This is a genomic window from Polaromonas jejuensis NBRC 106434 (assembly GCF_001598235.1).
GTDB classification, from domain to species: domain Bacteria; phylum Pseudomonadota; class Gammaproteobacteria; order Burkholderiales; family Burkholderiaceae_C; genus Polaromonas; species Polaromonas jejuensis.
In genome coordinates this window covers 241238-258459 of the sequence record NZ_BCYO01000003.1, presented here as the reverse complement: position 1 = coordinate 258459, position 17222 = coordinate 241238, and the positions used below count along the sequence as shown (strand labels likewise).

The window sequence follows — 17222 nt, the reverse complement described above, 5'->3', positions numbered from 1 at the left end:
GCTTTTATCGCACTCTTACTCGCTTAGGAGAATCTTATGCCTGTCAACCGCCGCGAATTGTTGGTCAATTCTTTGGGTGCCGGCCTGGCATCACTTGGCGCTTTGAAAGGAAGTTCCGCAATCGCAGGGGATGCCAATCCAATAGCCTTTGCCGAGCTTTACAAAAGCGTCGGTCCTTTAGGTATGGTGTTGTCCAATCGAGTCATGAATTTGGCCGGCAAGCCGGTCGAGTTCATGGGATTTATGGCGCCACCGCTCAAACCAGATTCGAAGTTCTTTGTGTTGACCCGGACACCTGTTTCTGTTTGCCCATTTTGCAGCTCCGACGCCGATTGGCCCAACGATATCGTTGTTATCTATCTCAAAGGCAACAGCAATTTCTACCGCGACGGGACGCTGGTGAAGGTGGTCGGAAAACTTGAAATTGGCTCCAAAGTGGATACCGTGACTGGGTTCGTCAGCTTGCTAAGGTTGACCGATGCGAGCGTGGTTCAGGCCTGATAGCGAATCTTAAGACCAACGTTTCTTGATTCATGTTAATGGCGATATTGAGCGGTGCTTCGCTGCGCGCTAAATCAATTCATTTCTCAGTTAAAGCCAATAGCGGTGTTGAGCGATCTGTCCTGGCCATTGAGAATCTTGCATTCTGCGCTGGCGAACAGATTGCACTCTGCGGCCCTTCCGGGTCGGGCAAGACAACATTGCTCAATGTGTTGTTAGGGCTCAAGCTGCTGCCCGGCGCCGACATCAGCTGGGACAACATCAAGCTTTCATCCCTCTCACCGAGTCAGCAAGATCGCTGGCGTCGCGAGCATGTTGGCATTGTGTTTCAGCAATTTCACCTGCATCCCAAACTCTCGCCGATCGACAATGTGTTACTGAGCGAGCACTTTGGCGCGTTTCGCGTCAGTCCGGGCATTCGCCTGCGGGCGCAGTCCTTGCTGGATCAGTTGAACGTGCCAGCGCGACGAAACACCGAGCAGTTATCTCGCGGCGAGATGCAAAGAGTTGCCCTTGCCAGAGCGTTCTTGCGCAGGCCGCGCATCTTGATTGCCGATGAGCCCACTGCCAGCCTGGATGTTGCGACTGCGAAAACATCGTTTGCCATGCTGTCGGAGTTGTGCCGCGAAGCAGGTACGACCGCCATCATCACTACGCATGATCAAAACCTGGCAGCCACGCTTGATAGACGACTGGATCTGAAGGAAGGTTTGCTTTGCGAGCCATAACATGGCCATTGCGCATGAATCCGTTTCCATTGGCCTTGGCCGAGCTACGGCAACATGCCTTGAGTTACCTTTTGATGGTGGGCCTTGTCGGGTTGGCTGTGGCAACGGGTATCGGTCTGTCGGTATATCAGCAAGCTTTCAGACAAGGAGCCAATCAGGCCGCGGCACCGTTTGACTTGATCATCGGCGCTGCCGGCAGCGAAACACAGCTTGTCCTGACAACGGTTTATCTGCAGCCAGCTGCATTGACCCTGCTGCCAACGCAGGTCCTCGACAGTCTGGCGAAAGATCCCGGTGTGGTGTATGCCGCACCGGTCGCATTGGGTGATTCTGCGGAAGGCTATCCGGTGGTAGGGACTTCAGCGGCATTGCTATCTTCCTTAACAGGAAAACAACTGACTTGCATGCAGACTGTGTCCTCGGACGCATGTTCCTCATGGACCACCAATTCTGCTGTGATTGGTGCAAATGTTGCGCTTGAAGTAGGTCACACATTTGTTGTGTCGCACGGGTTTGCTAGCCGGACAGTCATCCCCGAGCTGCAACATGGTAATTTCCCGATAAAGATTAGCCAAAAACTGCCCGCAACAGGATCACCCTGGGATAAGGCCATACTGGTGCCCATCGAAACGATCTGGGCCATGCATACGCCGTATTTTGCAGATCCTCGTATCAAACTTCCCATCGACCCCAGAGTCACAGAGGAACGGCTTCAAATGCTAAAGCGGGTGCCAGCGCTGGTGGTTAAGCCCAGAACTTTGGCCGATGCATATCGACTACGGCAGCAATATCGCGATGGCCGAACCGTTGCCGTATTCCCAGCCGAAGTCCTTATGAAGCTATATCAAACGGTAGGCAATGCCGCAGACCTCATCTCTGGACTGATCACGTTAATGCTACTGATCGTGATGCTGACAGTTTTATTGTCGATCACCATCCTATTGATGGCGAAACGGCCGTTTCTAGCTGTGTTGCGCGCGCTCGGTGCGCCAGCAGGGTTCATTTTTCTACTAACCTGGATACAAGTAGTAGCGGTACTGGTCGGTGGTGTCTTGATTGGGTTACCGTTTGGCTGGTTATTGGCGGTCCTGTTTGGCCAATGGTTTGAAAGTGTCAGCGGCTTGACCATGCATGCCGCAATTGGCGTGCAAGATTTGATGTGGCTGGCCGCGCTTGCGTTGTCATCATTGTTGCTGGCATTGTTGCCGGCAGTATTGATTTACCGTATGCCATTGGAAAAAGCCCTTAAAAGCTAAGCTTTGACCTTGGTGGTGCGCTCAAAGGTCTTGCCAGGCTTAAAGCTCTTGACGCCATGGCCGTGAGGACCTGTTGACGCGAACCCCTGCAGATGCAAGACAGCTGAAACCATAGCAGCATGCCCCTCATACATGGAGCCGAAGCCCTAAAAGGTATGTGAGTTCAGGCCAGCAGGCAGGCGGCCTCGCTTTGCGCATTCAAGCGGCGAAGCTCTGGTACCTCCTGCGCGCAGCGTGCAATGGCTAGCGGACAGCGGGTCCGAAACACGCATCCCGAGGGCGGGTCCATGGGCGAAGGCAGGTCGCCGTGCAGCAACTGGATCAATTTTTTTCGCTCCAGCGCCGGGTCGGGAATCGGAATGGCTGACAGCAGCGCCTGGGTGTAGGGATGGCGCGGCGTGGCGTACAGCGTTTTCTTCTGGGCCACTTCCATTTCGTGCCCGAGGTACATCACCAAAATACGGTCGCTGATGTGTTTGACAACGGCCAGGTCATGGGCGATGAAGATCAGCGCCAGGCCCATGGACTTTTGCAGTTCCTTGAGCAGGTTGATGATCTGCGCCTGAATCGAGACATCGAGCGCCGACACCGGCTCATCGCAAATGATGAGTTTGGGCTCCAGAATCAGGGCCCGGGCAATGCCGATGCGCTGGCACTGGCCACCGGAAAACTCGTGCGGGTAGCGGTTGATTTGCTGCGTGGTCAACCCGACGCGGGTCATCATGGCCTTGACGCGCTTCATCACCTCATCGTCGGGCATCTCGGCGTGGTGCGTGCGCAAGGGCTCGGCAATGATTTGCGCGATGGTCATGCGCGGGTCCAGCGAGGCCAGCGGGTCCTGAAAAATCATCTGGATGTCTTTTCGAACAGCCAACCAGGCCTGGCTTGATGCCCCGGTCATTTCCTGGCCCATCCAGACAATGCTGCCGGCGGTGGCGGGGATCAGGTTGAGCACGGCGCGCGCCAGGGTCGACTTGCCGCAACCGGATTCGCCCACCACGCCCAGTGTTTCTCCCGCATGAATGTCGAAAGAAACACCATCGACGGCCTTCAGGGTGCGGGCCGGCGACCAGGGCCAGGCGCTGCCCGCTTTGACCTTGAAGTGCACTTTCAAATCGCGCACCGACAGAATCGGCCGGGCCGCCTCACGCATGGCTCACTCCCTTGGCCGCGAGTTCGGACACGGCCTGAATCGATTTATGGCAGGCCCGGCGCACGGCCGGATTGTTCTCGGCCGCCAGCAATGCGGGCAGCACCTCGCGGCACTCGGCGTTGGCCAGTGTGCAGCGCTCGCTGAATGGGCAGCCCTTGGGTAGCCGCGCCATGTTGGGCGGCGCGCCGGGAATGGCCACCAGGGCTTCATCCTCCGCGTCCAGGCGCGGTATGGCGCCCAGCAGGCCTACGGTATAGGGGTGCGTTGCGCGGTAAAAAATGCTGTTGGCGTCGCCCTGCTCCATCACGCGCCCGCCATACAGCACCATCACCTCATCGCACAAGCCGGCCACCACGCCCAGGTCATGCGTGATCATGACAATCGCGGTGCCAAAGTCGCGCTGCAGATCGCGCAGCAAGGCAATAATCTGCGCCTGCACCGTCACGTCCAGCGCCGTCGTGGGCTCGTCGGCAATCAGCACCTCGGGCTCGCACAGCAAGGCCATGGCAATCATCACGCGCTGGCGCATGCCCCCGGAAAACTCGTGCGGGTACATCGCGATGCGGCGAGCGGCCTCGGGTATCTTGACGGCATCGAGCAGTGCTACCGACTTGGCGCGCGCGGACTTGCGGTCCAGGCCCTTGTGAAACTGCAGCACCTCGGTCATCTGCCGCTCCACCGTCAGGTAGGGATTGAGCGAGGTCATCGGGTCCTGAAAAATCATGGCCACGCGGTTGCCGCGAATTTTGTTGAGCTCGGCCGGCTTCATGGCCAGCAGATCCCGGCCCTGGTACAAGGCCTGGCCGGTGGCTTTGCCGTTGTTGGCGAGCAAGCCCATCATGGCCAGCACACTCTGGCTCTTGCCGGAGCCGCTTTCGCCCACGATGCCCAGGGTCTGGCCCCGCTCCAGTGCAAAGTTGATGCCGTTGACGGCATAAATCAGCCCGTCCCGGGTTTGAAACTGGACCCCGAGGTTTTTGACTTCAATCAGGCTCATGGTGTGTTTCCGCCTCAACGGTCTTTGGGGTCGAGCGCATCGCGCAGGCCGTCCCCGATGTAGTTAAAGCAGTACAGGGTCGTGGACAGCAGGCCGGCCGGGAACAGCAGCATCCACACCGAGACTTCCATGACGGACGCGCCATCGTGAATCAGCACGCCCCAGCTCGTCATCGGCTCCTGAATCCCCAGCCCCAGAAAGGACAACACGGACTCGGTCAGAATCACGGCCGGCACGGTGACCGTGGTGTAAATCACCACAATGCCCAAAAGATTCGGGACGATGTGCTGGAAGATGATGCGGCGCGTCGGCACGCCCAGGGCGCGGGCCGCTTCAATGAATTCCTTGGAGCGCAGCGACAGGGTCTGGCCGCGCACCACACGGGCCATGTCCATCCAGGAGAACACCGTGATGGTGATCACCACCAGGTAGAAGGCCCGGCCCAGAATGGTCACCAGCAAGATGGCGATCAGCAAATAGGGCACGGCGTACATCATGTCCACGACGCGCATCATGAAGGCGTCCACCTTGCCGCCCATGAAACCCGCCGTCGCCCCCCAGACGATGCCCAGGGTGACGGAAGACAAGGTGGCCAGAAAGCCCACCATGAGGGAGACGCGGCCACCGACCAGGCTGCGCACCAGCAAATCGCGGCCAGACTCGTCCGTGCCAAAAAAATGCCAGTTTTTGAGCATGGGCGGCATGCTCATGGCATCCCAGTCGGCGGCGTCAAAGGCGTGCGGCAGCAGCCATGGCCCGACGATGCAAATGAGGGTGATGAAAGCCAGCAGACACAGGCTGAGCACCGCCGCCTTGTTGCGCAAAAAGCGCCCGCGCGCATCGGCCCAGGGGCTGCGTCCGGAGATGTCGGCCACTTCCAGCGTATCCAGGGCCGCGACCAGCGCATCCGATTTGTTCTTGAATAGCATGTGACGTCCTTCAGTACCTGATCTTCGGATCAAGCAGGGCGTAGGCCAGGTCGACCAGCAGGTTGAACGTCACGGCAACCACGGTCACCAACACCACCAGGCCCAGCACCAGGGTGTAGTCGCGATTGGCGGCGCCGTTCACGATCAGCTTTCCCAGGCCCGGCAGCGAGAACACCGACTCGGTCACGATGGCCGAGGTGATCGATGAAATCGCCAGGGGGCCGATGACCGACACCACCGGCAGCAGCGCCGGTTTGAGGGCGTGGCGCAGGATGATGGTGCGCATGGGCAGGCCCTTGGCACGCGCCGTGCGGATGAAGTTGCTGTGCAGCACTTCAATCAGGCTGCCGCGCATGACGCGCCCAATGGTGGCAACGTTGATGAACACCAGCAGCAGCATGGGCAAGACCATGAAGCGCGGCGAGAAATCGTTCCAGCCCCCGGCCGGCGCGACCTTGAGCCAGACGGCAAAAACCAGAATCAGCACGGGGCCGATCACAAACGAGGGAAAGGCATGGCCGGCATTGCCGAGCAGCATTACCAGGTAATCGACCACGCTGTTCTGGCGCAGGGCGGCTATGGTGCCGAGCAGCACGCCGACAAACAAGGCGATGACAATCGCGCCCCCGCCTATCACCGCGGACACCGGCAGCGCCTTGGCCACCAGCTCGTTGACCGACCAGTCGGCATAGCGGAAGGAGGCCCCCAGATCACCGTGAAGCAGGTTGTTGAGGTAGTGCAGGTATTGCTGCCACAGCGGCAAGTCCAGGTGGTACTTGGCCTGCAGATTGGCCAGGACCGCGGCGGACACCTTTCGGTCCTCGTCAAAGGGCCCGCCGGGTGTTGCATGGAGCAGGAGATAACAAACGGTCACAACGGCCAGCAAGGTCGGAATCGTCGCCAGGATGCGCCGGAAGGTGTAGGACCACATGAAGAATATCTCCGGTCAAATCAGTGTGAGTGCGCGAGTCGAGCACAGCTTAGCCCTGAACACCCCATAGGGCGTCAAAGAACGGCAGAAAAAGCAGCTCAAAGACAAGCAGATGCCGTGGTGACGTCTGCCCTGTCTTTCTGTTTTACTGTCTTTGGCTCAGCCCGGACATCAATGCTTGATGATGTACAGGTCCTTGGCGCGGTAGCGGTCCAGCGCATTGGTGGTCGAATAACCACCCACATAGGGCTTGACCAGTCGCGGCACGGTGTACTGCAGCAAGGGGATCATGGGGTAGTCGTCCATGATCATCTTCGCCGCCTGGGTCAGCAGGGCTTTGCGCTTGGCGGGGTCAAGCGACTGGTTGCCTTCATCGATCAGCGCAGAGGCTTTGCGGTTGCAGCTGTTGTGGTAGTTCTGGTCCGAATCGCATTGCACCAGCGTCAAGAAGGTGGTCGCGTCGTTGTAGTCGGCAACCCAGCCGTTGCGGGCCATCTGATAGTCCTTGTCCGTGCGTTTCTTGATCAGGACCTTGAACTCCATCGCTTCCAGTTCAACGTCCAGGCCCAGCTTGGTCTTCCACTCGGAGGCCGCAAAAATGGCCATTTTCTTGTGGTAATCGCTGGTGTTGTAGGAAAACTTGATCTTGGTGCCGGGTGCAACGCCGGCGGCCGCCATCAACTTCTTGGCCTCCGCCACCCGTTTGTCCATGGGCCACTTGGCCCAGTCATAGGCGGTGACATCCGCACCCGCCGTGCCCTTGACGATCACGCCATAGGCCGGCGTCTGGCCATCGGCCGTCACGCGCTGCGCCAGGATGTCGCGGTCAATCGCCATGGACAGCGCCTGGCGCACGCGGATGTCCTTGAGGACCGGGTCCGCATTGTTCAGGGAGTAATAGCGCAAGCCCAGCATGTCGGTATTGCGAATCTCCTTGGGGTACTGCGCCTTGTATTTGTCGAAAGTGCCGGGAGGGAGCTGGTACACCCAGTCGTTCTCGCCCGACTCGTAAAGCTTGACGTCGGCGTTGCCGTCCTCGACCGAGAGGTAGGTGATTTTGTTCAGCTGGACATTTTTGGCATCCCAGTAGGTGGGGCTCTTGGCCAGTGTGATCTTGCTGTTGACCAGCCAGTCTTTCAAGGTGAAAGCGCCATTGCTCACCATGTTGGCCGGTTTGGTCCAGTCCTTGCCAAACTTTTCGATGGTCGCTTTATGCAGCGGAGCCAGCTGGGGGTTGGAAACGACTTCGGGCAGGAAGCTGACCGGGAAAGGCGTCTTGATTTCCAGGGTGTAGGGGTCCACAGCCTTGACGCCCACCTCGGTGACTGGCTTCTTGCCCTCGATGATCTCCTTGGCATTGAGCAGGAAGATGCCGTAGGTGGCGGCGTATTTCGAGGCCGTCGCCGGGTCGACGAAACGCCGCAGGCTGTAGACAAAGTCTTCGGCGGTCACCGCGTCGCCGTTGGACCATTTGGCGTTCTTGCGCAGCTTGAAGACCCAGGTGTGGGCATCGGCCTGCTTCCAGCTCTCTGCGACTCCCGGCACGATCTTGCCGTTCGCATCGGCCGCCGTCAGCCCTTCAAACATGTCACGGATGATGTTGTTGGCCGGCACGCCCGACGCCAGCGCGGCGTCAAGGGTTTCGGGCTCGGAACCATTGTTGCGAACCAGCTCCTGGGTTTCATGCAACTTCACGCCCGCGGGCACCGTGGCCGCAGCAGCCAGGCCGGCGCAAGCCAGCAGCACGGCGCCAGCCAGCGTCTTCATCGTCCAATGTGAGTTCATGCTTGTAGCACTTCTGAATAAAAATTGGCGGGCTTTTGGCCCGCCATGGTTGATGGACGGTTTGCCTCCCATTTGGGAGAGTCCACGTTTGCCTGTCATTCGGCAGCGAATATACCGCCGCCCCAAGCACCATTCCGTAGGGAGTAACCCTTCAACAAATGCCTTCACACCCCAAGGCAAACGGGCATGGATACATTTGGCGCAAATCCTGACAACTGGACGCCAGGCACCTGGCTGCCTGGCGCTGTTTTGCCTGGCAGGATCGCCAATTTGCTACATTTTTGATAGCAACTTGCGCCTATCCACCGTGGGCTTGATGCCAAAATTACCCGCAGAAATGGCGATAAAGGCGTAAGGACGGCAGGCCGACATAATGCCTAGTCATCCGGCGCTTGCCATCAACCATCAACCCGACTTGACGCCCATGACCCAGCAGATCGCCTTCCTGCGCGCCATCAATGTAGGCGGCCACAACGTGAGCATGGAAGCACTGCGGGCACATTTTGAAGCGCTGGGCCTGGCGAATGTCGAGACCTTTATCGCCGGTGGCAACGTGATCTTTACCGCGCCCGCCAAAAAATTGCCGACGCTGGCGACGGCGATTGAAAAGCATCTTCACACCGCGCTGGGTTATGAGGTGCGCACCTTCATCCGCAGCATGCCCGAGGTGGCGGCCATCGCCAGGTACCAGCCCTTCCCGGCGTCACAGCTGGAGGCGGCTGGTACGCTCAATGTGGCTTTCCTGGCGGAGCCCTTGAGTGCCGAGGCGCAAAAGACCTTGATGAGCCTGAAGACCGACATTGACGACTTTCATGTGCAGGGCCGGGAGGTCTACTGGCTTTGCCGCAAAAAGCAGAGTGAGTCGAAGTTCTCCAACGCGCTGCTTGAAAGAGCGCTGAAGCTGCAGGCGACCTTCAGGGGTATCAACACCCTCAAAAGGCTGGCGGCCAAATATGCCGTCTAACGCCTGCCCCGAATCGCCCGGGAAGTGAACCGCTAACCTTGCGCCACCGGGCCTGACGGCCTGTTAATGATCAAACAGGCCGTCAGCCCGTGCACAATATACGCAAGCAGCTACTCTTCTGATAGCAAGCAAGTTCTCGTTGCGCTCGGCAGGCACGGCCTCGAAAACGCAGCCGGCCCGCCGCACGACGCGCTCAGGGCGCGGCAGCTGGGGCCGCAGGCTCCTTCCAGCCGCCGCCCAGCGTTTTGTACAGCGTGACCTGGCTTTGCAGCTGGGCCAGACGGGTCTGCACCACGGCTTGCCGCGCGGTGAACAGCGAACGCTGCGCATCCAGCAAATCAAGATAGCTGGCCACGCCGTTCTGGTAGCGCAGGTCGGACAGCTTGAAACGAATGGCCTCCGCATTGGCTTGCGCTTCCTGGGAGCGCAGCTGGTCGACCAGCGTTCCCCGCGTGGCCAGCGCATCGGCGACTTCGCGGAAAGCCGTCTGTATGGCTTTCTCGTATTGCGCCACGGCGATATCGCGATCGGCCTTGGACGAATCCAGACCGGCCTGGTTGCGCCCGGCATCAAAGATGGGCAGTATCAGCTGCGGCGCCATGGTCCAGCCCCACGAGCCGCTCTTCAGCAGGCCCGACAGATGGCTGCTGGCACTGCCGGCCCCCACCGTCAGGGAAATCCGCGGGAAAAATGCTGCACGGGCCGCACCTATATTGGCATTGGAGGCCAGCAGGAGCTGTTCGGCCTGGCGGATATCGGGCCTATTGGTGAGCAGGTCGGATGGCAAGCCGGCAGGCACGTCGGCCAGGGGCTGGGTCTGGGCCAGGGGCACAAACTGCGCCACTCCGGTCGGCAATTCGCCGCCCAGGGGCTGGCCCACCAGCAAGGTCAAGGCGTTTTCGTCAAGCGCGCGCTGGCGCTGCTGCTGGGCATAGGCCACACGGGCCGCCTCCGCCAGGGACTCGGCCTGGCGGTAGTCCAGCTCGGAAGCCACGCCATTGTCCAGGCGCAGCTTGGTCAGCTTCATGGACTCTTCGCGGGTCACGAGGGTCTGGCGCGTGATCTCAAGCAACTCTTCGTCCGCCAGGATGCTGAAGTAGGTATTGGCGACCGACGCGATCAGGCTGATCTGCGCGGTCTTGCGCCCCTCTTCCGTGGCCAGGTACTGGTTCAGCGCGGCCTCCTTCAGGCTGCTGACGCGTCCGAAAAAGTCCAGCTCATACGCCGTGACCGCCAGGCCCACGTTGTAGAGGTTGGTAATGCCGCCCTTTCCGTCGGGCGCGCGGGAACCGGTGAACACGCCGTTCACGCTGGGGAACTGATCGGCCCGGCGGATCTGAAACTGTGCCCTGGACTGCTCGATGTTGAGAACCGCCACTCGCAGATCCCGGTTGTTGGCCAGTGACAGCTCGATCAGGCGCTTCAGTTTTGCATCCGCAAAAAAGTCCTGCCAGGCCACACTGGGCGCCGGTGTTGCATTTGCAGGGCTGGCCGCCTCCGTTGCGGCCGTGTTGCTGTATGCCGGATAAGCCGCAGCCACAGGCGCCGCGGGGCGCTCATAGGTCGGGATCAGCGAGCAACCGGCCAGCAGCGCCGCAGCGCTCACGGCCAGAAGTGGGGGAAGCTTCCGTTTACGCATGGGCCTTACCTTCATTTCCTTCTTGAGCCTCGATGCCTGCCGCCTTGGCATGGGCTGAATAAATTTTTTGCTGGCGCGCGCTGCCTTTGAAAAAGCTGCGCACCACGACAAAGAAAATCGGCACGAAGAACACGGCCAATACCGTGCCGGTGATCATGCCGCCTATCACGCCGGTGCCGATGGCCCGCTGGCTGGCGGAGCTGGCGCCCGAGGCAATGGCCAGCGGCAGCACACCCAGCATGAAAGCGAACGAGGTCATGATGATGGGCCGAAAGCGCAGATGCGCGGCGGCCAGCGCCGACTCGATCACGCCCTTGCCCTGGGCCTGCAAATCCTTCGCAAACTCGATGATCAGGATGGCGTTCTTTGCCGACAGGCCAATGATGGTGATCAGGCCCACCTGGAAATACACGTCATTGGCATAGCCGCGCAGCAAGGTAGCCAGTAAGACGCCCAGCACGCCCAGGGGCACCACCAGAATCACGGACAGCGGAATGGACCAGCTTTCATACAGCGCCGCCAGGCACAGAAACACCGCCAGAATGGCAAAGCCATAAAGAATCATGGCCTGCGAGCCCGCCAGCTTTTCTTCGCGCGACTGCCCGCTCCACTCATAGCCGAAACCTTGCGGCAGCTGGGCCGCAATTTTTTCCATTTCAGCCATGGCAGCACCGGTGCTGTAGCCGGGTGCTGCGCTGCCGCTGATCCGCATCGCGGGGTAGCCGTTGTAGCGAACGGTCTGCATCGCCCCCTTGACCCAGCGCGTAGTGGCAAAAGCCGACAGCGGCACCTGCTGCCCCTGCGCATTGCTCGCATTCAATTTGAGCAGGTCATCGGGCTGCATGCGTGCCGGCGCATCGGCCTGCACCACCACGCGCTGCAGACGTCCCCGGTTGGGAAAGTCATTGACATAGCTGGAACCCAGACTGGTCGACAGCACCGCATTGATGGCGTCAAAGCTCACGCCCAGGGCGTTGGCCTTGTCCCTGTCGATGTCGATCTGCAGCTGCGGCGCATCTTCCAGCCCGTCCGGCCGCACCTGCGTCAGCACCGGATTCTTGGAGGCCATGCCCAGCAACTGGTTGCGGGCGGCCAAAAGCGCCTCGCCCCCGGCCCCGGCGCGATCCTGCAAACGGAAAGTAAAACCGCTGGCATTCCCCAACTCGGGAATAGGCGGCGGGCTCAACGGAAAGATGAACGCGTCACGAATCCCCGAGAGTGCGCCAAAAGCGCGGCCGGCCAGGGCATCCGCGTGCTGGTTCTTCTCCTTGCGCTCAGACCAGTCTTTCAGCGTCACGAAGGCCAAGCCTGCGTTTTGACCCTGGCCGGAAAAACTGAAGCCCAGCACACCCACCATGCTTTGCACTTCAGGCTGCTTGAGCATGAAACCTTCCACCTGCTCCATCACCTGGGTTGTGCGTTCCAGCGTGGCGCCCGGGGGCAGTTGCACGTTCACCAGCAAGGTACCCTGGTCTTCCGCCGGCAAAAAGGACGTCGGCAGGCGTGTGTACACCAGCGCCACCACGCCGATGATGGCCGCATAAATAACCAGGTAGCGGCCGGCGCGCCGCAGCAGGCGTGCGACCAGGCCTTCATACCCCTTGGCCGAGCGCGAAAACCCGCGGTTAAACCAGCCAAAGAAGCCGGTCTTCGCATGGTGATGGCCGGCTTCAACCGGCTTGAGCAGCGTGGCACACAAGGCCGGCGTGAGGGACAGCGCCAGGAAAGCCGAGAAGCCAATCGAGGCGACCATGACCGCGGAGAACTGACGGTAAATATTGCCGATCGAGCCGGCAAAGAAGGCCAGCGGCACAAAGACCGAAACCAGCACCACGGTCACACCGATGATGGCGCCCGAAATCTGTCCCATGGCCTTGCGCGTCGCTTCAAGCGGCGGGAGGCCCTCTTCGCTCATGATGCGCTCGACGTTCTCGACCACCACGATCGCATCGTCCACAACGATACCGATGACCAGCACCATGCCGAACATGGTCAGCACGTTGATGGAAAAACCCAGCGCCAGCAGCGTGGCGAAGGCACCCATCAGGGCCAGCGGCACGACGATGGTCGGGATGACCGTGTAGCGCCAGTTCTGCAGGAACAGGAACATCACCAGGAACACCAGCACCACCGCCTCGATCAGCGTTTGCGCCACCTGTTGAATGGAGATGCTCACAAAGCGCGAACTGTCGTAAGGAATGGTATAGCTCACGCCCTGGGGAAAGTAGGGCTTGAGTTGCTCCATCTTGGCGCGCACGGCTTTGGCGGCGGCCAGGGAGTTTCCACCGGGGGCGAGCTGCAGGCCAATGCCGGTGGCCGGCTTGCCATTCAGGCGTGCCGAGGTCGCGTAGGCCTGGGCACCCAATTCGATACGCGCCACGTCTTTGATGCGAACAGAAGAGCCGTCGGTGTTCGCCCGCAACACGATGTTGCCGAACTGCTCGATGCTGGAGAGCTGGCCATTGACCACCACCGTCGCAGCGATGCCTTGCCCCGCCACATTGGGCAGGTCGCCAATCGAGCCCGATGAAATCTGCGCGTTCTGGGCCCGAATGGCGTTGGTCACATCGGATGCCGACAGCGCGAATCCTGCGAGCTTGGCCGGATCGATCCAGATGCGCATGGCGCGTTCAGTGCCAAACAACTGGGCCTGGCCAATACCGGGCAGGCGCTGGAGTTCGGGGACCACGTTGCGCGAAGCATAGTCACCCAGCGCGATCGGATCAATCGCCGGGTTGTCTGAAGACAGCATGGCGAACAACAGGAAGTTCGAGTTCGATTTATCCACGCGCACGCCCTGCTGCGTCACCGCCTGCGGCAAGCGCGGTGCCGCACGCGACAGCCGGTTCTGGACATCCACCTGGGCCAACTCGGGGTTGGTACCGGGCTGAAAACTCAGGGTGATATTGCCGGTGCCGTTGGCCTGTGCAACCGCCTCCATGTAGATCAGTCCCGGAGAACCGTTCATTTCCCGCTCGATCACGCTCAGCACACTGTCCTCCAGTGTCTTGGCCGAGGCGCCAGGGTAGGCTGCAGTCACGACAATGGCGGGAGGCGCCACGGGCGGGTACTGGGCAATCGGCAACTGCGTGATGGCCACGCTGCCAACGACCAGAATGAACAGGGCAATCACCCACGCAAAGATCGGCCGATCAATAAAAAACTTGGCCATGGAGTGAGCTCCTTACTTCGCGGCCGCTGAAGCAGCGGGGGCGGCGGAACTTGCTGCAGCAGCAGGCGCAGAAGCGGCGGCTGTCGGCGCCGGTGCAGTGGGCTGCCACGGCACGGCCTTGACCGGCGTGCCTGGCGGCATCATTTGCAGCTTCTGGAAGCCATCAACCATCACCTGCTCGCCAGCCTTCAGGCCATCCAGCACCACCCATTGGGTGCCCTTGGCGGAGCCGATAGTGACCGGACGCGACGAGACTTTCCCATCGGCACCGACCACCATGACCGTATCGCCCTGGGCGGTGCGGGTCACGGCCTGCTGGGGCAGGGTAATGGCATTGGTCGCCTGGGCCTGCTCCAGGCGCACGCGCACATACAGACCCGGCAGCAACTGGCCGTCGGGATTGGGCACTTCAGCCCGCAAGGTCACCTGACCCGTCGTGGCATCGACGGTCAGGTCTGAAAACAGCAATCGTCCGGGACGCGGATATTCCGTGCCATCTTCCAGCATGATGCGCACGCTCGCCGCATCCGCACCGTTGGCACGCTTGAGCTGGCCGCCCGCCATCGCAGCGCGCAGCTTCATCACATCCGATGCAGATTGCGTGAAGTTGACGTACATGGGGTTGATCTGCTGGATCACTGCGAGTTGTGTTGCGTCGCCCTGGCCGACCAATGCACCTTCGGTCACCAGCGCACGGCCAATGCGGCCCGAGATGGGTGCCGTCACCGCGGCGTAGCCCAGGTTGATGCTGGCCGTCTGCACGCTGGCCCGGCCAACAGCGACATCGGCTTCTGCCTGCTTCTGCGCCGCCACAGCGTTGGCGTATTCCTGCTTGCTGATCGCATTGGCTTCGACCAGCGGCTTGTAGCGCTCGGCCAGCGCAGTCGCCTGCGCCAGATTGGCTTCCGCGCGCGCCTGGCCGGCCTTGGCACTGGCAGCCGCAGCGGCATAAGGCGCGGCATCAATACTGAACAGCGCTTGCCCGGCTTTCACGTCACTGCCTTCCCGAAACAGCCGCTTTTGCAAAATACCGGCGGCACGCGCCCTGACTTGGGCCACGCGCGAGGCTTCAAGACGGCCGGGCAACTCGGTCACCAGGCCCACATCGCCCGGCGTCACGGTCACAACGCCGACCTGCGCGGGAGGCGGCGCGGCACCGCCCGGAGTGGTGCCGCCTTTGCCGCATCCAGCCAGAAGCAGTGCAAGCGCAGCCATCACCACCAGCGACTGATGACGAGCAAAACGGGGGAATAAAGAAGGCTGGACAACGCGAGACATAGGCATGCTGTTCCTCAATTTTTTGGAAAAAGGCGCAAAGATGGTGCTGTCGGTCAAAGATGCTGTGCACATCCACCGAAAATCAGGGCCACAGAATAAGGGTTTTTGCGGATGCTATAGTTTACATACATTTGCGAATGTATAAAAGCAACCGATCAGAAATAACCCTCAGGAGACCCATCTTGGCCCGTCGAACCAAAGAAGAAGCCCTTGCCACCCGCAACAAGCTGCTGGATGCGGCCGAACACGTGTTTCAGGAACAAGGGGTGTCAGGCACCAGCCTGCAGGACATTGCGCGGCGTGCGGGCGCCACACGCGGCGCCATCTACTGGCACTTCAAGGACAAGGCCGATCTGTTTAACGCCATGATGGAGCGCGTGACACTGCCCATGGAGGAGGCTTTGAGGCACGAAGGCAGCGAGCCAGAAGACAGCAATTCACTTAACCTGATACGCCAAGTCACGGTCAATGCGTTCAGTCAGATCGTGAATAACAGTCAAACCCGCCGCGTCTTTGAAGTGGCGACACACAAAGTGGAATATGTGGGAGAGCTTCAGGCCGTCCGCCAGCGGCATCTGACCGTACGCAACGGATTTCTAAGCCACTTTGAAAACCACATTGACGCGGCAGCGCGCCAAAGAAAAGTCAAGCTGGCCATGCCGGCGGCTGTTGCAGCCTACGGCTTTCACGCCCTGATAAGCGGACTGATACAAAACTGGCTGCTTGACCCACAAGCCTTTGACCTCCTGGAGGTCGGCCAATGTGCGATGAACGTCTACCTTGTCGGTCTTGGCTTTAGTGCGGAGCAGGGTCTCGCCGCCAACCAGTACGCCCCGCCCATAAGAGTGGCCTGACCCTGCCTGATTCGACTTAATGCAGATGGCGGGGCTTGCGCCCGCCACCATGGCCTGAACCGCCTTGCGAGCCACCCAGGCCGCGTGGTGGCTTGCCAAGTTGCATGGAGTTGACCAGCGCATCAAAGCGCCGCTCAAATAACTTGTCAACAGCCGCAACAACGTCGCCGAGTTCCGAGCCGTCGAAATGCCTCTCCATCAGGCCTATCATGTCCTGCACCAGCAAATCCCTTTGAACCTGCATGATGGCGGCCGGCGTGGGGCCGACAAAATACATCGCAAAGTCATCGCGCGCCTCATCCCCCTCAGCGCCTTCATCCTCATCAAATTCCGAATCGTAAAAGGTCACCTCAATGGGCGCGCCCTGCTCGGCCAGTTCATTCAAACCCATGCACATTTCATCAAGCGCCTGACGGAAGTCCTCATCGCCAGGCACCGTCCAGCACATCTGCAGCACATGCTTTTGAACATCAAATCGAATGCCGGGCTCTTCTTCATAGGCACTTGCAGCGCCCGCGGCCAGCGATTTTGATCCCCCATATTTCCACAGCGGCTTGAGCGCCTCCTGCAATTGCTCGAAGGTAACGTTTGCGCGCAAAGGCACCTCGCCGTGAACGTGAATTTCAAAAGGTGTGTTGTAGCGGGACATGGAATTATCTTACCCAGTTTTGAAGGGAACGCCCGGCGCGTGGACTGGCGGCAGTGGTGCCTGAGACCGGAATCGAACCGGTACGCCCGCTATTCACGAAGCGGCGGATTTTAAGTCCGCTGTGTCTACCTATTTCACCACTCAGGCCAAAGCGTATTGTCAAACAAAAAGCCCCGCAGCAGGAACTGAAGGCAAGCATTGAATTCGGTGCCTCGTCCGGATGAAGCAGAGATTTCTGCTCTTTGCCCCGAAGCCATGCCCATAGAAAAAAAAGGACAGCTTTCACTGTCCTTTTTTAGAAATGGAGCGGGAAAAGAGTCTCGAACTCTCGACCTCAACCTTGGCAAGGTTGCGCTCTACCAACTGAGCTATTCCCGCATTAAACA

Annotated in this window: 14 protein-coding genes and 2 tRNA genes; 5 read left to right on the top strand and 11 right to left on the bottom strand. The window is 60.0% G+C overall.

What is annotated here, in order from left to right:
- Positions 1 to 36 precede the first annotated feature (36 nt).
- Genes PJE01S_RS05725 through PJE01S_RS05715 form a run of 3 tightly spaced genes read left to right on the top strand, consistent with a single transcriptional unit; the run spans position 37 to position 2485 of the window.
- Positions 37 to 501, top strand: a complete 465-nt coding sequence (locus PJE01S_RS05725) for a type III PLP-dependent enzyme domain-containing protein (protein ID WP_068832189.1) — start codon at positions 37 to 39, stop codon at positions 499 to 501.
- 38 nt (positions 502 to 539) lie between these two features.
- On the top strand, positions 540 to 1229 hold the full coding sequence (locus PJE01S_RS05720) for an ABC transporter ATP-binding protein (protein WP_068832188.1): 690 nt from the start codon (positions 540 to 542) through the stop codon (positions 1227 to 1229).
- 14 nt (positions 1230 to 1243) lie between these two features.
- Positions 1244 to 2485, top strand: a complete 1242-nt coding sequence (locus PJE01S_RS05715) for an FtsX-like permease family protein (protein WP_157090239.1) — start codon at positions 1244 to 1246, stop codon at positions 2483 to 2485.
- Positions 2486 to 2648: 163 nt separating this feature from the next.
- Here the strand turns inward: PJE01S_RS05715 and oppF are convergent, their stop codons facing one another.
- The 5 genes from oppF to PJE01S_RS05690 form a co-directional block, all read right to left on the bottom strand.
- A complete protein-coding gene (oppF, locus tag PJE01S_RS05710; protein ID WP_068832186.1) occupies positions 2649 to 3638 on the bottom strand; it encodes a murein tripeptide/oligopeptide ABC transporter ATP binding protein OppF in 990 nt (329 codons plus the stop codon).
- Entirely contained in the window at positions 3631 to 4635 is a 1005-nt protein-coding gene (locus PJE01S_RS05705) for an oligopeptide/dipeptide ABC transporter ATP-binding protein (protein ID WP_068832185.1), read from the bottom strand. The genes oppF and PJE01S_RS05705 overlap by 8 nt, the downstream gene beginning before the upstream one ends.
- Positions 4636 to 4649: 14 nt before the next feature.
- Positions 4650 to 5564, bottom strand: coding sequence for an ABC transporter permease subunit (locus PJE01S_RS05700; RefSeq protein ID WP_245660636.1), 915 nt, complete (start codon positions 5562 to 5564; stop codon positions 4650 to 4652).
- 10 nt (positions 5565 to 5574) lie between these two features.
- Complete coding sequence (gene oppB, locus PJE01S_RS05695; protein WP_068832184.1) at positions 5575 to 6495, bottom strand: oligopeptide ABC transporter permease OppB; 921 nt, start codon at positions 6493 to 6495, stop codon at positions 5575 to 5577.
- A gap of 171 nt (positions 6496 to 6666) precedes the next feature.
- Positions 6667 to 8280 carry a peptide ABC transporter substrate-binding protein gene (locus PJE01S_RS05690; protein WP_068832183.1) on the bottom strand — a complete coding sequence of 538 codons (1614 nt, stop codon included), beginning with the start codon at positions 8278 to 8280 and terminating at the stop codon, positions 6667 to 6669.
- 424 nt (positions 8281 to 8704) lie between these two features.
- On the opposite strand from PJE01S_RS05690, the gene PJE01S_RS05685 reads away from it, so the two are divergent.
- Entirely contained in the window at positions 8705 to 9244 is a 540-nt protein-coding gene (locus tag PJE01S_RS05685) for a DUF1697 domain-containing protein (protein ID WP_068832182.1), read from the top strand.
- A gap of 193 nt (positions 9245 to 9437) precedes the next feature.
- On the opposite strand, the gene PJE01S_RS05680 is transcribed toward PJE01S_RS05685, so the two are convergent.
- From PJE01S_RS05680 to PJE01S_RS05670, 3 genes are read right to left on the bottom strand one after another with little or no spacing between them, the layout of a single operon-like run.
- Entirely contained in the window at positions 9438 to 10883 is a 1446-nt protein-coding gene (locus tag PJE01S_RS05680) for an efflux transporter outer membrane subunit (RefSeq protein ID WP_068832181.1), read from the bottom strand.
- Positions 10876 to 14055, bottom strand: a complete 3180-nt coding sequence (locus PJE01S_RS05675) for an efflux RND transporter permease subunit (RefSeq protein WP_068832180.1) — start codon at positions 14053 to 14055, stop codon at positions 10876 to 10878. Before PJE01S_RS05675 ends, PJE01S_RS05680 begins: the two co-directional genes overlap by 8 nt.
- Before the next feature lie 12 nt (positions 14056 to 14067).
- Positions 14068 to 15339, bottom strand: a complete 1272-nt coding sequence (locus tag PJE01S_RS05670; RefSeq protein ID WP_068832294.1) for an efflux RND transporter periplasmic adaptor subunit — start codon at positions 15337 to 15339, stop codon at positions 14068 to 14070.
- 176 nt (positions 15340 to 15515) lie between these two features.
- Between PJE01S_RS05670 and PJE01S_RS05665 the strand changes: the two genes are divergently transcribed.
- On the top strand, positions 15516 to 16187 hold the full coding sequence (locus PJE01S_RS05665; protein WP_174548520.1) for a TetR family transcriptional regulator: 672 nt from the start codon (positions 15516 to 15518) through the stop codon (positions 16185 to 16187).
- A 16-nt stretch (positions 16188 to 16203) separates the two neighbouring features.
- Here PJE01S_RS05665 and PJE01S_RS05660 read toward each other — a convergent pair whose 3' ends face one another.
- The 3 genes from PJE01S_RS05660 to PJE01S_RS05650 all read right to left on the bottom strand — a co-directional run bounded on the left by PJE01S_RS05660 (position 16204) and on the right by PJE01S_RS05650 (position 17214).
- Entirely contained in the window at positions 16204 to 16836 is a 633-nt protein-coding gene (locus PJE01S_RS05660; RefSeq protein ID WP_068832179.1) for a DUF6806 family protein, read from the bottom strand.
- Positions 16837 to 16890: 54 nt separating this feature from the next.
- A tRNA-Leu gene (locus tag PJE01S_RS05655) sits at positions 16891 to 16983 on the bottom strand.
- Positions 16984 to 17138: 155 nt separating this feature from the next.
- Positions 17139 to 17214 (bottom strand) — tRNA-Gly (locus tag PJE01S_RS05650).
- Positions 17215 to 17222 lie beyond the last annotated feature (8 nt).

Bases quoted from the DNA above. Each gene is read 5' to 3' on its own strand.
- PJE01S_RS05660 (WP_068832179.1), bottom strand. From the start codon at position 16,836: ATGTCCCGCTACAACACACCTTTTGAAATTCACGTTCACGGCGAGGTG.
- PJE01S_RS05675 (WP_068832180.1), bottom strand. From the start codon at position 14,055: ATGGCCAAGTTTTTTATTGATCGGCCGATCTTTGCGTGGGTGATTGCC.
- PJE01S_RS05680 (WP_068832181.1), bottom strand. From the start codon at position 10,883: ATGCGTAAACGGAAGCTTCCCCCACTTCTGGCCGTGAGCGCTGCGGCG.
- PJE01S_RS05690 (WP_068832183.1), bottom strand. From the start codon at position 8,280: ATGAACTCACATTGGACGATGAAGACGCTGGCTGGCGCCGTGCTGCTG.
- oppB (WP_068832184.1), bottom strand. From the start codon at position 6,495: ATGTGGTCCTACACCTTCCGGCGCATCCTGGCGACGATTCCGACCTTG.
- PJE01S_RS05700 (WP_245660636.1), bottom strand. From the start codon at position 5,564: ATGCTATTCAAGAACAAATCGGATGCGCTGGTCGCGGCCCTGGATACG.
- PJE01S_RS05725 (WP_068832189.1), top strand. From the start codon at position 37: ATGCCTGTCAACCGCCGCGAATTGTTGGTCAATTCTTTGGGTGCCGGC.
- PJE01S_RS05670 (WP_068832294.1), bottom strand. From the start codon at position 15,339: ATGCCTATGTCTCGCGTTGTCCAGCCTTCTTTATTCCCCCGTTTTGCT.
- PJE01S_RS05685 (WP_068832182.1), top strand. From the start codon at position 8,705: ATGACCCAGCAGATCGCCTTCCTGCGCGCCATCAATGTAGGCGGCCAC.
- PJE01S_RS05705 (WP_068832185.1), bottom strand. From the start codon at position 4,635: ATGAGCCTGATTGAAGTCAAAAACCTCGGGGTCCAGTTTCAAACCCGG.
- PJE01S_RS05715 (WP_157090239.1), top strand. From the start codon at position 1,244: ATGAATCCGTTTCCATTGGCCTTGGCCGAGCTACGGCAACATGCCTTG.
- PJE01S_RS05720 (WP_068832188.1), top strand. From the start codon at position 540: ATGGCGATATTGAGCGGTGCTTCGCTGCGCGCTAAATCAATTCATTTC.
- oppF (WP_068832186.1), bottom strand. From the start codon at position 3,638: ATGCGTGAGGCGGCCCGGCCGATTCTGTCGGTGCGCGATTTGAAAGTG.